A 13,358-nucleotide genomic window follows, 5' to 3' on the forward strand; every position below is an offset into this window, starting at 1 on the left:
CCAGAAGGAGCACTCGCCCATGGCTGAAGTCGTTATTGTCGCGGATCGGGAAGCAGCCGGTCGCCTGGTCGCTGAAGAGATCGCACGTCTCGTGCGCACCAACCCGCAGACGGTGCTGGGCCTGGCAACCGGCTCGACCCCGTTGCCCGTCTACGAGGCGCTGCGCGCGTCGCTTGACGGTCTCGATGTCTCGCAGGTTCGTGGCTTCGCTCTCGATGAGTACGTGGGCATCGACCCGGCGCACCACGAGAGCTACCGCAGCGTCATCACGCGTGAGGTCGTGGAGCCGCTGGGCCTCACGCCCGAGAACATCAACGTTCCGAGCGGTGCCGTGGACGGCATTGAGCACGCCGGTGATGACTACGAAGAGCGCATCATTGCTGCTGGCGGCATCGACATCCAGATCCTGGGTATCGGTACCGACGGCCACATTGGCTTCAACGAGCCGGGCTCGTCATTTGCATCGCGCACGCGTGTGAAGACGCTGACGGAGCAGACCCGCTCCGACAACGCACGCTTCTTCGACAGCAAGGACGAGGTTCCCATGCACTGCATCACGCAGGGGCTCGGAACCATCCTGCGCGCCCGTCACTTGGTGCTGTTGGCATTCGGTGAGGGTAAGGCAGATGCGGTTGCGGCTACGGTTGAGGGTGCGGTTAGTGCCATCATGCCGGCCTCCGCTATTCAGATGCACGAGCACGTGACGGTCATCGTTGACGAGGCTGCTGCGAGCAAGTTGAGCCGCGCCGACTACTACAAGTACGCGTACGCCAACAAGCCCGCATGGCAGGGAATCTAATCCCGAGCTAGCAACGCTGCACTGACAGGCGCTTCTCCCCACACCAGGGGGAGGAGCGCCTTCATGCTGAGTGGGGCGATCGTGAGCGTCGCCAGATCCTGGAGCGTGAGCCACCGGGCTTCGGCGATTTCGGCCGCGGCCGCAATCCCGGTCGGGTCAGCTATGGTGAGGGCGAAGCAATCGGCAACCACGTCGAAGCCGTGCTCGTTGGCTGCGGCCGTGCGGTGGGTGCCGAGTGGGGCGAGCTCACCCGGGTCGACGATGATGCCGAGTTCTTCGGCCAGTTCGCGAGCGGCAGTCTGAGCGGGTGTCTCACCAGCCTCGGGCTTACCACCGGGTTGCATGAACGCTGCGGTGCCGTGCTTACGCACCATGAGCGCGCGGCCCGCGGTATCGGTGATGAGGACGGCGCTGACGCGGATGATGTCGGAGGTCATAACGAGAAGACCTTCCCAGGGTTGAGAATCCCGGCGGGGTCGAACGCTCGCGTGATGCGCTGCTGCAGCTCCCACTGGGCGTCTCCGAGCTCCGCCTTCAGCCAGCGGCTCTTCAGTACACCGACACCGTGTTCGCCGGTGAGCGTGCCGCCCAGGCGCAGCGCCGACGTAAAGAGGTCATCGGCGGCCTGCCAAATGTGTTCTGGAACCTCGACGCCGGCGAAAACGAAGTTGGGGTGCAGGTTGCCATCAGCCGCATGAGCGACCGTCGGGATGGTGATGCCGTAGGCCTGCTCAATGCGGGCAATTTCGTCGAACATATCGGCCAGGCGAGACCGCGGCACCGAGACGTCTTCGATGAGGGTGGTGCCGAGTGTTTCCATCGCCGGATGCATTGAGCGACGAATGCGCAGGAGCTCAGCCCCGGTGTCTGGGTCATCGGTGACCTCGACGGTAGCTCCTCGGCTGGCGAGCAACGTGGCGATCGCCTCCGCCTCGTCGCGCGCGGCCGGCCCATCGGTCTGGATGGTGAGTTGTGATGCTCCCGGTGTCGGCGGTGCGAGTGTGAGGAGGCGGTGAACGGCCTCAAGTGAGGTCGCGTCGATCAGCTCCATAATGGCGGGCTGAATGCCAGCGGCGGTGACCGCCGATGCGCCAGCTGCCGCCTCACGAACCGAAGCGAATACCGCAGTCAGCGTGCACGTGGTTCCGGTAACCAATCGACCCAGCTTCAGCGTCGCACCGACGATGATGCCCAGTTCTCCCTCGGAACCGATGAACAGTGACGTGAGGTCAAGACCAGCGACGCCCTTCAGCGTGCGGCGGCCGCAATGCATGAGCGTGCCATCGGCGAGCACCACGTCGACGCCAATCACCGCATCGCGTACGACGCCGTATTTTGCACACAGCAGGCCGCCCGCGCCGGTGGCGATATTGCCGCCCACGGTCGAGAGTTCGCGGCTCGCCGGGTCGGGCGCCCACCAGACGCCGTACGCGCGTAACGCGTTGTTGAGGTGCGCGTTGATGATGCCCGGCTCGACGACCGCGATGAGATCGTCCGGCTGCACCTCAAGCAGACGGTTCATGCGCATGAGCGACAGGCTGAGCTCGCCGTCGCCGGTGTTTGCGCCGCCCGCAAGGCCGGTGCCAGCACCGCGTGGAACCACGGGGGTGCGGGTGCCGGTCGCGATACGCATGATGGTCTGCACGTCTTCGACAGACTCGGGGTACAGCACCGCGAGGGGCATGCCGGCGGACGCATGACCAGACTTGTCGGCACGCGCAGCGGTGCGTGCGCTCGCAGAAGTGTCGACCCGCCCCGGCAACGCCTGCTCAAGCCGATCGACGACCGCGGTCATGCGATATTGCGGCGACCCGCCGCCAGGCCGGAGGCGACGGCGACAACGCCGAACGCGATACCAATGATGGCCTGACCCATGTCCCACCACGCGAGCGTGGCAGCAACGAAGACGAGGAGTTCAACCAGGGCGCGAACGTAGGGGTGCACGCGGAACACAGCCTTGGGGGAGACGAACAGCGCCCACACCAGAATCGCGAGTGCGGGTGCGCCGATAGCGACGATGAGGTTCCAAGGGAACGCGAAGCCGAGAGCACCCCACAGTGCGAGGGTCGCGAACGCTGTCAGCGTCACCACGAAACGGATGATGTCGAGCACAGAAATCGCGGGACGAGTGCCACTCGCCGAGGGTGTTTCAGCCATGGCTCCAGTTTACCTGGGGTTCAGCAAGGCTTCCCATTCGGCACCGGTGAGCGTCTCGGTCTCTTCTTCAGCTCCATCAAGATAGCGGAACGAGATCTTTGCGGGCAGCAGACTCATCTCAGAAACGAGCACCAAGGAAGCTTCGCCGCCGGAGATGATGGTCGATGCCACCTCGCGGCCGTCGACGATTACGGCAAGCTCACGGCCGTCAGTGCCGGCAATGCGCACCATCGCGAGGTATGGGCTGGGCATCGTCCACGCGCTCACCGTTGGCGCGTCGCTGGGTGCCGGGTCGGGCGTCGGCTCTCGGTCCGGGGTTGGCTCGGGTGTCGGGTCGGGTGTTGGCGTGGGCGCCGGCGTCGGGTCGGGTGTTGGCGTGGGCTCGGGCGTCGGGTCGGGTGTTGGCGTGGGCTCGGGCTGCGGCGGGGGTGCCGAGATCGTGGGCTGCGGCGTCGGCTCGGGGGCGGGCGTGGGCGCCGGCGCGACCGTTGGGTCAGGCGTCGGGGCGGGAGCAAACGACGGCTCCGGCTCGGGCGCTACGGTGGGCGCGGGCTCGGGCGATGTCGTGGGCTCGGGTTGCGTGGGCGGTGCCGGCGCTGTGACCGCAGGAGCCGACGGTGCGACTGTCGGCGTGACAACTGGTGTCGTCGGCGCTGTGATCGGTGTGCGGGCGTTGGGCGGAGCCGGAAGGAGCGAACGCGGCAAATCGCTCGGTGACGGGGACGGAGTGACGTCGAACACGGGAGTGACGGTGTCAGGCGTTGCCATCACGACGTCGGGCATCGTTTGTGCACTGTCAACGAATGAGTTTTGCGAGCTCGCTTCATACGCCGTTGGCTCGGTCGACGTCGACGTCGACGCCACAGCGCCCACGATGACCGCGCCAGCAACAACCGCGCCGGCCGCCGCGACCGACAGCATACCGACGAGGCTTCCGGCGCCCGCAGAAGCGGCGATGCCCGATACTCCGGCACCAGCGGCACCCACAGTGCTGCTCCCGGAAGCACCCATGGTGCCGCCGCCGATGGCATTGGCGAACGCCGTACCCGACGGGGCAACGACGGCGGGCATGAGCGGCGTCGTGCCCGCGGCAAGCGCGACAAGCATTTGGCCGCCGCCCTGAAGCGTTGCGAGGTAAGACGTAGCCCCGGTTGCGCCGAGCGCGAGTGGGAGCAGGATGAGAGCAAGGCGCGACGAGACGCGTTCTGCTTCGCCAGCGACGATAACGCAGCGCGTGCAGGTTGCGAGGTGCGCGTCAATCTTCGACGTGTCACGGGCACTGGTCGAGTGGCGCGTGTACGAGGCGAGGCGTTCGATCGTCCACTGGCACATCGAGCCATCGTCAAGCGACTTGAGGTGTGCGGTGATCCAGGCTTCGCGCAGACCCTCGCGAGCGCGCAGCGCGAGTTGCGCGACGGCTGATGCCTTCATGCCGAGGAGCGGTGCGGCCTGGGTTGGCTTCATCTGCTCGACCTCGGTGTACCACAGCACCTCTTGCCAACGCGTCGGCAGACTCCGGAATGCGGTGTGCGTGAGGCCACGGTCAATGGCGGCATCGGTCTCCGCCTCGGTGGAGGCGGCATCGACCACATCGTCCATGTCTTCGACGGCGGTATCTGTACGCGCGCGACCCCAGGAGGCCGCCGTATGACGAATACTCGTGAACAGGTAGGAACGGAATGCGCCCTGTGGGCCGCCACCGCGCTGGAGCGCCTGGACGATGCGGGTGAAGGCTTCTTGCACCAGATCGTCGGCGTCGATGGAATTCGTTACCGAACGCGCGGCGTGCATACCCGAGGCATAGTGGCGCGACCAGAGTTCGCCGAACGCGAGCGAATCGCCATCACGTGCGCGATCAACAAGGGTCGCGTCGGAGACGAGTTCGTTCTCGGAAAGTTCGGATTCGTTCGTGGCCACAGGTATTTCATTGCTTCGACGTCAGGGTGGCTTCGGGTAAGCCCAAGAAACCATTTTCGTCGATCGATCCTGGGTGACCAAGGAAATGTGATGAATATTGGTTTGATCGGGAAAAATGTTCGGGTTCCACAATGAAAACGTGCCCGGCTGGTCTGAAGACGTGACCAAACATACAAACGCCGCGGGGGCGATACTGCGCCGAAATCACGTGCAAAAAAGATTTCAAAAAAGTTCTGAGTTTCGCGTTATGAATCGCCCATATGCGCGTCTGTAAGGGTGAGAGACCGATTTCTTTCTTCGGGGGAAGAAGCGCTCTCTTCGGGGGAAGAGAGTGGAAACAGGTCTCAGACTGGGAGCAATTCTTTGGGGAGAATCGCTAACAAGTGGGGCTCGAGAAATCGGGCCCCACTTCCCATTTCGGCGTGATACCTAGCCGGCGAGCGCAATCCACTCGGCGCCGGTCATGGTTCCGCTCGCCTCCTGATCGCCGTCGTTAGATGCGCACGGAGTCCGCCCACACCGCGCGCACGTTGAGGTCGCGGTCAAGCAAAACCGCATCAGCGGCGAATCCTGGTCGTACGCGCCCAAACCGGTCGGCAACGCCGATTGCCTCGGCGGGAATACGTGTGAGAGCGTCGATCGCAGCGGCGACTGGCACCCCGACACTCACGACATTGCGAAGCGCGACGTCTTGGGTGAGCGTCGAACCAGCAATCGAATCACCGTGCGTCAGACGGGCCACGCCGTCGGTGACGGTGACGGCGAGGTTGCCCAGCACGTACGAACCGTCGCCCGAACCGGCCGCAGCCATGGCGTCGGTCACGAGGACGACGCGGCCAGGAGCACTCGCAAAAATCATGCGAATGAGGTCGAGGTCGACGTGAACACCATCAGCGATGAGCTCGAGGTACACGCGCGGGTCGGCGACGGCCGCAACGATCGGACCGGGGGCACGGTGGTGGATTCCGGGCATCGCGTTAAACGCATGCGTGATGACGGTGGCGCCAGCGTCACACGCGTCTCGCGTGGTGTCAGCGTCAGCGTTGGTGTGGCCGATTGCAGCGGCGATGTCGCCGGCCACCAGATCGCGAATGGCTTCGATGCCGCCGGGCAGCTCGGGAGCGATCGTAATCTGACGAACAACGCCGTTGGATTCAGCAATCACGCGCTTGATCGCGTCAGCGACGGGGTTACGCAGGAGCGTCTCTTCGTGCGCGCCCTTGTGACCGGGGTCAAGGAAAGGCCCCTCAAGGTGCACACCCAGAATGTCGGTACGCTCGGTCATGCACTCCGCAACGGTAGCGGTGCGCTGCAGCAAGGCGTCGAGATCGGCGGTGACCAGTGAGACGACCGCACGCGTGGTTCCGTGCATCCGGTGCATGTCGCGTGCTTCGATGATCGCTTCGGCACCGTCGTCAAACGAACGACCGGCTCCGCCGTGCCCGTGAATGTCCACGAAGCCCGGTGCGAGGAGAGCGCCGTGACCGGCGAGTTCTTCGGCGTCGATGATGGTCGTGCCTCGTTCGACGAGGTCGTTCCAACTATCGCCGGTGCCCGAAGCGACGACGCCACCGGCGGCGAGCAACACCCACGAGTCGGGCTGCAGTTCGCCAGCGTCTGCGAGCGTCGCAGAGTGGATAAGCGTTCTTACGCTGGAATCCACGAAATCTCCTCGGAGTTGTGAAACGTGATTCCCTCAGCCTGCCATGCCGACGGGTGTGACGCGACTCGAGTGCGGAACGACTCCCACGTGCGCTCGGAGCCGTCTTGCGGGCTCCACGCGATCTCGGCAACGGCAGCCGCTCGCGGGAAGGCGAGCGTGAAGACGTCGGCCATCGTGCGTGCCGATTCGGTCCACAGCGGAGCCTCAACGCCGATGATGGCCTCGGGAGCGATGCCCGAAATGATGTCGGTCGGCTCCCACGTGTACGCCGCTTCGACAGACGTCGGGCCCTTCGCCCACACCAGACCCAGGGGGTGATCGGCGGTCGGCTTCATGTCGAGGTAGCTGACATCGGCGGGGGAGAGGACCAGTGAGCCACCCTTTTCGACGAAAGCGCGAGCCTCGTCTTCGTAACCCGGCTGGGGCTCAAGGAATCCCCAGTACTGCCCGATGGTTCCGGGTGCCAAATCGGGGGCCTTACCCGCCTCGTGCCATGCGACGGCGGTCTTGCCGGTGGCCTGTACTGCGCGCGACGCCATCGCAATGAAGGCAGCGAAGTCTTCTTCCGTTGTGCCGAGCGATTCGTCGCCACCCAGGTGTACGAACGGGCCCGGGGTCGCCTGGGCGACCTCGCGAAAAATCGTGTTCACGAACTCGTCGGTCGCGGGGTCATCGATCTTGAGGCTCGAGAAGCCGACACCCCAACCGACGTATGGTTGGCCGTGAACGGGCAAGGCTTGACCGAAGAGCTTCGCGCCCTCGACGACCGAGTCCATGATCACGGTCTCTTTTGTGAACTCGGGGTACGCCACCGTGACGGTGTGCGTGTGGCCGGGCACATCGATTTCGGGCACAACGGTCATGTGACGCGATGCCGCGTACGCGACGATCTCGGCGTAATCAGCTGCGGTGTAGAACCCGCCCTCGTCACCCAGCGCCGAGGTGCCGGAGGCTTTCTCCGTAAGAGCCGGGTAGGCCTCGCTGTGCAGGCGCCAGCCCTGGTCGTCGGTGAGGTGCAAGTGAAGCACGTTGTACTTGTAGGCGCTCATGGCGTCGATGTAGCGCTTGACGTCGTCAACGCCGAAGAAGTGGCGGGCGACGTCAAGCATGACGCCGCGGTAGGTGTAGCGAGGGCTGTCTGCGATGCGCGCGCCGGTGACGAACCAACCGTCAGCGTCGTGGTCGAGCAATTGGCGCACGGTCTGCATGGCCCAGAACGCGCCGGTGGCAGTCGTCGCCGTGACAGCGACATACCCCTCGGTCGTGTCGATTTGGTAAGCCTCGGCTGAGCCGTCGCTTTCGGTATCCAGGGTGAAGAAGATGTCACCGGGCGTAACATCCGAGGACTCTGTGACGACGAGCTCGAGGCCAACGCGCCAGGCAATCGCATTGGCGAGACTCTGTGCTTCGCGCTGCAGAATGGCCGGTGCGATCACGCGGCTCACGGCAGTGAGGTGTACCGGGGGTGCGGCTTCGAAGGACGCCGGTAATGGAACGAGGGACGGCGTCGTCACAGCGAGTGTCATGTAAGGAAACCTAACAAACTACGTGACCTCGGACAAGTGAGCCGGAGAGGGTATGCTTTTTTCGTCGCGACTGGCGTTCAGGTGGGTGACCACCGGGGAGCGAACACATTCCTTCGACCGCACGCCTGGGCCGATGTGTACATCCCTCAATCCTTCGTGGAGGTAACGCCGTGACCGAATCCTTCTTCAACGCTCCGCTGAGCGAGGTAGACCCCGAGATCGCAGAGGTACTGGAGCGCGAACTGGTTCGCCAGCGCTCGTACCTTGAGATGATCGCTTCGGAGAACATTGTTCCCGTTGCTGTCCTGCAGTCGCAGGGCTCGGTGCTCACAAACAAGTACGCCGAGGGCTACCCCGGTCGTCGCTACTACGGCGGTTGCGAAGAGGTTGACGTAGCTGAAGAGCTCGCGATTTCGCGTGCGAAGGAGCTGTTTGGTGCCGAGTTCGCCAACGTTCAACCGCACTCGGGTGCCACGGCAAACGCTGCTGTGCTGCACGCCATCGCTCGCCCCGGCGACACCCTCCTCGGCCTCGCGCTTGACCAGGGTGGTCACCTGACGCACGGCATGAAGATCAACTTCTCGGGCCGCCTGTACGACATCGTTGCGTACGGCGTGAACGAAGAGACTTCGCTCATCGACATGGACGAGGTTCGTCGCCTCGCTCTCGAGCACAAGCCGAAGGTCATCATCGCCGGCTGGTCGGCATACCCGCGTCAGCTCGATTTCGCGAAGTTCCGCGAGATCGCTGACGAGGTCGGCGCCTACCTCTGGGTCGACATGGCTCACTTTGCTGGCCTCGTTGCCGCTGGTGTGCACCCGAACCCGGTGCCGCACGCACACGTCGTTTCGTCGACCGTGCACAAGACCATCGGTGGCCCCCGCTCGGGCTTCATCCTCACGAACGACGCTGACCTCGCGAAGAAGATCAACACGGCTGTCTTCCCGGGTCAGCAGGGTGGCCCGCTGATGCACGTTATCGCCGCCAAGGCGACCGCGTTCAAGCTTGCTGGCACCCCTGAGTTCAAGGACCGCCAGGAGCGCACGCTCCGCGGTGCTGCGATCCTCGCTGAGCGCCTCACGCAGGCTGACGTCGCCGGCGCCGGCATCTCGGTCCGCTCGGGCGGAACCGACGTGCACCTCGTGCTCGTCGACCTGCGCAACGCTGAGATCGACGGCAAGCAGGCCGAAGACCTCCTCGACGAAATTCACATCACCGTCAACCGCAACGCGGTTCCGAACGACCCGCGCCCGCCGATGGTCACCTCGGGTCTGCGCATCGGTACGCCGGCACTCGCAACGCGTGGCTTCGGCGACGCTGAGTTCACCGAGGTTGCTGACGTGATCGCTCTCGCTCTGCAGCCGGGCGCCGACGTTACGGCACTGCGCGCACGCGTTGACGCGCTCGCGGCAGCCTTCCCGCTGTACCCCGAACTGCAGCAGTAAGCATGACCGCGCAGATTCTTGACGGCAAGGCAGCAGCCGCGGCGATCAAGGCGGAGCTGACCGAGCGCGTCGCGGCCCTTGCGGCCAAGGGCATCGTTCCCGGCATCGCGACCGTGCTCGTCGGCGCTGACCCGGCATCGCAGCTGTACGTGGGCATGAAGCACCGCCAGTCTGAGGCTGTCGGCATGAACTCGATCCAGCGTGAACTGCCGGCTGACGCCACGCAGGCCGAGGTCGAAGCGCTGATCGATGAACTCAATGCTGACGACTCGTGCCACGGGTACATCGTGCAGCTCCCGCTGCCGAAGCACCTCGACACGGACGCGATCCTTGAGCGCATCGACCCGGCGAAGGACGCTGACGGCCTGCACCCGACCAACCTTGGTCGTCTGGTGCTGAATGTCAACAACCCGATCACGACGCCGCTGCCGTGCACGCCCCGGGGCGTCATCGAGCTGCTGCAGCGCAACGGGTATGACCTGAACGGTAAGCATGTTGTCGTCGTCGGTCGCGGTGTCACGATCGGTCGTCCGATGGGCCTGCTGCTCACGCGCCGCGACATCAACGCGACGGTGACGCAGGTGCACACCGGAACCCCCGACATGGGCCCGTACCTGCGCCAGGCTGACGTTATTGTCGCTGGTGCCGGTGTGAAGCACTTGATCAAGGCGGAAGACGTGAAGCCCGGCGCTGCCGTGCTCGACGTCGGTGTGACACGTGAAACCGACCCCGATACGGGTAAGTCGCGCGTGTTTGGCGACGTTCACCCCGACGTTGCTGAGGTCGCCGGTTTCGTATCGCCGAACCCCGGTGGCGTCGGCCCGATGACGGTCGCCCTGCTCATGACAAATGTTGTGGAGGCGGCGGAGCGCGCAAGCGCATAACGCCCCTCAGACGCCGAATGGCTGCCCCCGGTTTCGGGAGCAGCCATTCGTGTTTCTCGGGCTGTTTTGCGGCGCCAGCCGGTGGTTCCGGAACCACTTCTGAACCGGATGTCGGGGTTTTGTGACCGCCATGCGTGCTGCGCGCCAAATCGCTCGCCTCAGCCGCATTCTTCCGACATGCGGTCGGGGAAACCGGGCTTAGTTCGCGGTGACGGGCACCGCATTCGGCACGGGCATTGCAGTCGACGACAGCAGCGCGCCAATCTGGTCGGCTACCTGCAATACCGCTGACACGTGGTCGCGAATTTCGCCCAGTTGTTCGCGCTTGTGTTCACCGATGCTGACGGAACCAGTGGCGCGGCCGTTGAGCTTGGCGAGCGGAACCGTATACATGAGTGCTTGCCGCGCTGACGCGGAGAGGGTGGCAAAGTAGGCACGCGACGTTGCTCCGGCGTGCGCGGGGTACAGTTCGCCGATGCCGCGATCGCTCCGGTCAACCCCTACGTCGGCAGTGCGGAGGAGAGCGCTAACGCCGCCCGCCAGGTTGCAGCAGACGGTGCGCAGATCATTTTTCTCGATTGCGTTGGGTACACGCAGGCGATGGCTGACGACGTGACGCGCATCACGGGCGTTCCGGCCATCACCGCGCGTTCGCTCGCGGTGCGCCTGGTGGCCGCCGTCGCGTAACAGCGCCTCACATGACATTCGCGGCCGCTACCTGGGGAGGGAGCGGCCGCGAATGTCATGTGAGGGCTATTACAGGTTGTCCATCATGCGACGCTGTTCGGGCGTGAGGCCGTCTTTCAGTTCGTCGCGCGCGGCGCGGGTCTCGGGAGACTCCGGCGCAGGCGTCGTCGGGGTTGACTTCGCATTGTTGTCGTTGATGGCGGTTTCTGCCTTGTCATAAAGGTCGCCCGCGACCTTTTCGATGCGGTCATCGATCANCGCGGGTCTCGGGAGACTCCGGCGCAGGCGTCGTCGGGGTTGACTTCGCATTGTTGTCGTTGATGGCGGTTTCTGCCTTGTCATAAAGGTCGCCCGCGACCTTTTCGATGCGGTCATCGATCATGTCGTAGACAAACCAAGCAACGAGCAGAATCAGCGGCGGAAGGATGATTCCGGTGAAGAAATCCCACGTCCAGATGCCGGAGAAAGCGCGCACCAGGATCCAGACCAGCAGGGCAACAACGAAAACGATGCCGTACTCGATGGCTTTCTGCACACCAGTACTCAGGCTCTTGCCCTTGCTCGCGCCATCCGTGACGTTCTTGAGGAGCTTGGTGACCGCGGGCTTCACAAAAATGGTGGCCGCTGTGAGGATGACGGCGCCCCACAGGGCACTCCATCCCACGTATACGGGTGGGATGAGCGCTCCGATCAGGAACAGCACGACCACGTTAAACACATAGAGCGATCCGAAACGCACGGCCCAGGTTTTCATGGCTCAATGATGGCAGGAGCCGCGATTCTTCGCTAGATCCCGGGTCTATTACTGACAAAAGTTAGTAATTGACTGAGCGCTTGGCCACGGCGCACTTTCAGCAATTGCTAAGCGCGAAGGACGTCTGTAACAAAGGAGTTGCTGCTATGCACACGACGCAAGCGCGCACGGAAAAGCGCAGTTTCATGCGCCCCATCAACCGGTTCCTTGAGCGGTGGATTCCCTCCGCTCTGACCTTCGCCATCCTTCTGACGCTCATCGTCGCGATCCTCGCGATGACGCTTGCAAAGCAGAATCCCGTGGATGTCATCAAGGGTTGGGGTGACGGACTCGCCGGCCTTTTGGCCTTCATGACCCAGATGTGCCTTGTGCTGTTGCTCGGCTACATGCTCGCCAACACGCGCCCGGTACGCAAGCTGCTGCGCCGCGCCGCTCTGGTTCCGAAGTCCGCCGGCTCGGCCTACGTCTTCGTCTTCGTTGTCGCAGCCATCGCGAGCCTCTTCACGTGGGGCCTCGGTCTCGTCGTCGGTACGCTGCTGGTTCGCGAAATTGCGGTGCAGGCACGTGAACGCGGAACCATGAAGGTGCACTTCCCGCTGCTGGTTGCGTCGGGCTACTCCGGCTTCGTTATTTGGCACATGGGTTACTCGGGCTCGGGGCCGCTGACGGCGGCAACGACCCGATTTTCGAACTGCCCGCGCACGTTGGTTCTGAGAACCACGATGAGGCTGACGACGCTGTTGAGACGCCCGCCGACCGCGTCGATGCTTCGCGCATCCTGACCCTCGTGCTCGGCGCGATGCTCACCGCATACCTCGTGATTCACTTCGTTCAGGGCGGTAGACTCACCCTTGACATCGTGAACTGGTCGTTCCTCGCCCTCATCCTGCTGCTCGTGCGCAACCCGTTCGAGATCATTCACCTCGCCAAGCAAGCGGCATCGAACGTTGGTGAGATCCTCCTGCAGTTCCCGCTGTACGCCGGCATCCTCGGCATCATGGCCAGCTCGGGCCTGATCCAGATGTTCTCTGACGCATTCGTTTCGATCGCTAACCCGACCACGTTCGGTGCTCTCGCACTGCTGTCGGCCGGTATCGTCAACTTCTTCGTGCCTTCGGGCGGCGGCCAGTTCGCCGTTCAGGGGCCGATCATGCTCGACGCTGCCAACCAGCTCGGTGTTGACCCGTCGATCGCCATCATGGCCATCGCGTACGGTGACCAGTGGACCAACATGATTCAGCCGTTCTGGGCACTGCCCGTGCTCGCAATCGCGGGTCTCAAGATGCGCGACATCCTCGGCTACACGTTCATCACCCTGATCGGCTCCGGTGCCGTCATGGCCGCGGCACTGACGATCGTCAGCGTCACGAGCTAACAAAAACGTAAAGGGCGGCCAACGGAATTGAACTGCTCCCCGGAAGTTGGACTGAGAAATCAGATACCAATTTTCGGGGAGTTTTTCTATGCGTGCACGTTCCGCACTTTCACCCAAGCAACGCGAACTCGCAGTCGGATGCTTTGAGGAG

Annotated in this window: 11 protein-coding genes, 1 pseudogene and 1 riboswitch; of the genes and pseudogenes, 5 read left to right on the forward strand and 7 right to left on the reverse strand. The window is 63.8% G+C overall.

Going from position 1 to position 13,358, the window contains the following annotated elements:
* The first annotated feature begins 19 nt into the window (after nucleotides 1–19).
* Nucleotides 20–799 carry a glucosamine-6-phosphate deaminase gene (nagB, locus tag ACQUSY_RS02455; RefSeq protein WP_428902930.1) on the forward strand — a complete coding sequence of 260 codons (780 nt, stop codon included), beginning with the start codon at nucleotides 20–22 and terminating at the stop codon, nucleotides 797–799.
* On the opposite strand, the gene ACQUSY_RS02460 is transcribed toward nagB, so the two are convergent.
* The 6 genes from ACQUSY_RS02460 to ACQUSY_RS02485 form a co-directional block, all read right to left on the reverse strand.
* Nucleotides 796–1,236 carry an NUDIX hydrolase gene (locus tag ACQUSY_RS02460; protein ID WP_428902931.1) on the reverse strand — a complete coding sequence of 147 codons (441 nt, stop codon included), beginning with the start codon at nucleotides 1,234–1,236 and terminating at the stop codon, nucleotides 796–798. The two genes, nagB and ACQUSY_RS02460, sit on opposite strands and share 4 nt — an antisense overlap.
* Nucleotides 1,233–2,594, reverse strand: a complete 1,362-nt coding sequence (locus ACQUSY_RS02465; RefSeq protein WP_428902932.1) for an FAD-binding oxidoreductase — start codon at nucleotides 2,592–2,594, stop codon at nucleotides 1,233–1,235. Before ACQUSY_RS02465 ends, ACQUSY_RS02460 begins: the two co-directional genes overlap by 4 nt.
* Nucleotides 2,591–2,956, reverse strand: coding sequence for a YrdB family protein (locus ACQUSY_RS02470; RefSeq protein WP_428902933.1), 366 nt, complete (start codon nucleotides 2,954–2,956; stop codon nucleotides 2,591–2,593). The genes ACQUSY_RS02465 and ACQUSY_RS02470 overlap by 4 nt, the downstream gene beginning before the upstream one ends.
* Nucleotides 2,957–2,965: 9 nt before the next feature.
* Nucleotides 2,966–4,873: a sigma-70 family RNA polymerase sigma factor gene (locus tag ACQUSY_RS02475; protein ID WP_428902934.1), complete on the reverse strand. Its 1,908-nt coding sequence runs from the start codon at nucleotides 4,871–4,873 to the stop codon at nucleotides 2,966–2,968.
* A 493-nt stretch (nucleotides 4,874–5,366) separates the two neighbouring features.
* Nucleotides 5,367–6,536: an N-acetylglucosamine-6-phosphate deacetylase gene (nagA, locus tag ACQUSY_RS02480; RefSeq protein ID WP_428902935.1), complete on the reverse strand. Its 1,170-nt coding sequence runs from the start codon at nucleotides 6,534–6,536 to the stop codon at nucleotides 5,367–5,369.
* Entirely contained in the window at nucleotides 6,521–8,062 is a 1,542-nt protein-coding gene (locus ACQUSY_RS02485) for a beta-N-acetylhexosaminidase (protein WP_428902936.1), read from the reverse strand. Before ACQUSY_RS02485 ends, nagA begins: the two co-directional genes overlap by 16 nt.
* A gap of 56 nt (nucleotides 8,063–8,118) precedes the next feature.
* Nucleotides 8,119–8,200, forward strand: a riboswitch (ZMP/ZTP riboswitch).
* A gap of 32 nt (nucleotides 8,201–8,232) precedes the next feature.
* Between ACQUSY_RS02485 and glyA the strand changes: the two genes are divergently transcribed.
* Nucleotides 8,233–9,507, forward strand: a complete 1,275-nt coding sequence (gene glyA / locus ACQUSY_RS02490; protein ID WP_428902937.1) for a serine hydroxymethyltransferase — start codon at nucleotides 8,233–8,235, stop codon at nucleotides 9,505–9,507.
* 2 nt (nucleotides 9,508–9,509) lie between these two features.
* Nucleotides 9,510–10,391, forward strand: coding sequence for a bifunctional methylenetetrahydrofolate dehydrogenase/methenyltetrahydrofolate cyclohydrolase (locus tag ACQUSY_RS02495; protein WP_428902938.1), 882 nt, complete (start codon nucleotides 9,510–9,512; stop codon nucleotides 10,389–10,391).
* 198 nt (nucleotides 10,392–10,589) lie between these two features.
* Here the strand turns inward: ACQUSY_RS02495 and ACQUSY_RS02500 are convergent, their stop codons facing one another.
* Nucleotides 10,590–10,784 (reverse strand): hypothetical protein, encoded by a 195-nt coding sequence (locus ACQUSY_RS02500; RefSeq protein ID WP_428902939.1) that lies wholly within the window; start codon nucleotides 10,782–10,784, stop codon nucleotides 10,590–10,592.
* A gap of 60 nt (nucleotides 10,785–10,844) precedes the next feature.
* On the opposite strand from ACQUSY_RS02500, the gene ACQUSY_RS02505 reads away from it, so the two are divergent.
* Nucleotides 10,845–11,078, forward strand: a complete 234-nt coding sequence (locus tag ACQUSY_RS02505) for an AroM family protein (RefSeq protein ID WP_428902940.1) — start codon at nucleotides 10,845–10,847, stop codon at nucleotides 11,076–11,078.
* A 939-nt stretch (nucleotides 11,079–12,017) separates the two neighbouring features.
* Nucleotides 12,018–13,207 (forward strand): annotated as a pseudogene (locus tag ACQUSY_RS02510) (short-chain fatty acid transporter).
* Nucleotides 13,208–13,358 lie beyond the last annotated feature (151 nt).

The organism is Microbacterium daqui, from assembly GCF_050408675.1.
GTDB lineage: Bacteria > Actinomycetota > Actinomycetes > Actinomycetales > Microbacteriaceae > Microbacterium.

Excerpts from the sequence above, each read along its gene's own strand:
- ACQUSY_RS02485 (WP_428902936.1), bottom strand. The coding sequence starts at position 8,062 with ATGACACTCGCTGTGACGACGCCGTCCCTCGTTCCATTACCGGCGTCC.
- ACQUSY_RS02470 (WP_428902933.1), bottom strand. The coding sequence starts at position 2,956 with ATGGCTGAAACACCCTCGGCGAGTGGCACTCGTCCCGCGATTTCTGTG.
- nagB (WP_428902930.1), top strand. The coding sequence starts at position 20 with ATGGCTGAAGTCGTTATTGTCGCGGATCGGGAAGCAGCCGGTCGCCTG.
- ACQUSY_RS02495 (WP_428902938.1), top strand. The coding sequence starts at position 9,510 with ATGACCGCGCAGATTCTTGACGGCAAGGCAGCAGCCGCGGCGATCAAG.
- ACQUSY_RS02465 (WP_428902932.1), bottom strand. The coding sequence starts at position 2,594 with ATGACCGCGGTCGTCGATCGGCTTGAGCAGGCGTTGCCGGGGCGGGTC.
- ACQUSY_RS02460 (WP_428902931.1), bottom strand. The coding sequence starts at position 1,236 with ATGACCTCCGACATCATCCGCGTCAGCGCCGTCCTCATCACCGATACC.
- ACQUSY_RS02500 (WP_428902939.1), bottom strand. The coding sequence starts at position 10,784 with ATGTATACGGTTCCGCTCGCCAAGCTCAACGGCCGCGCCACTGGTTCC.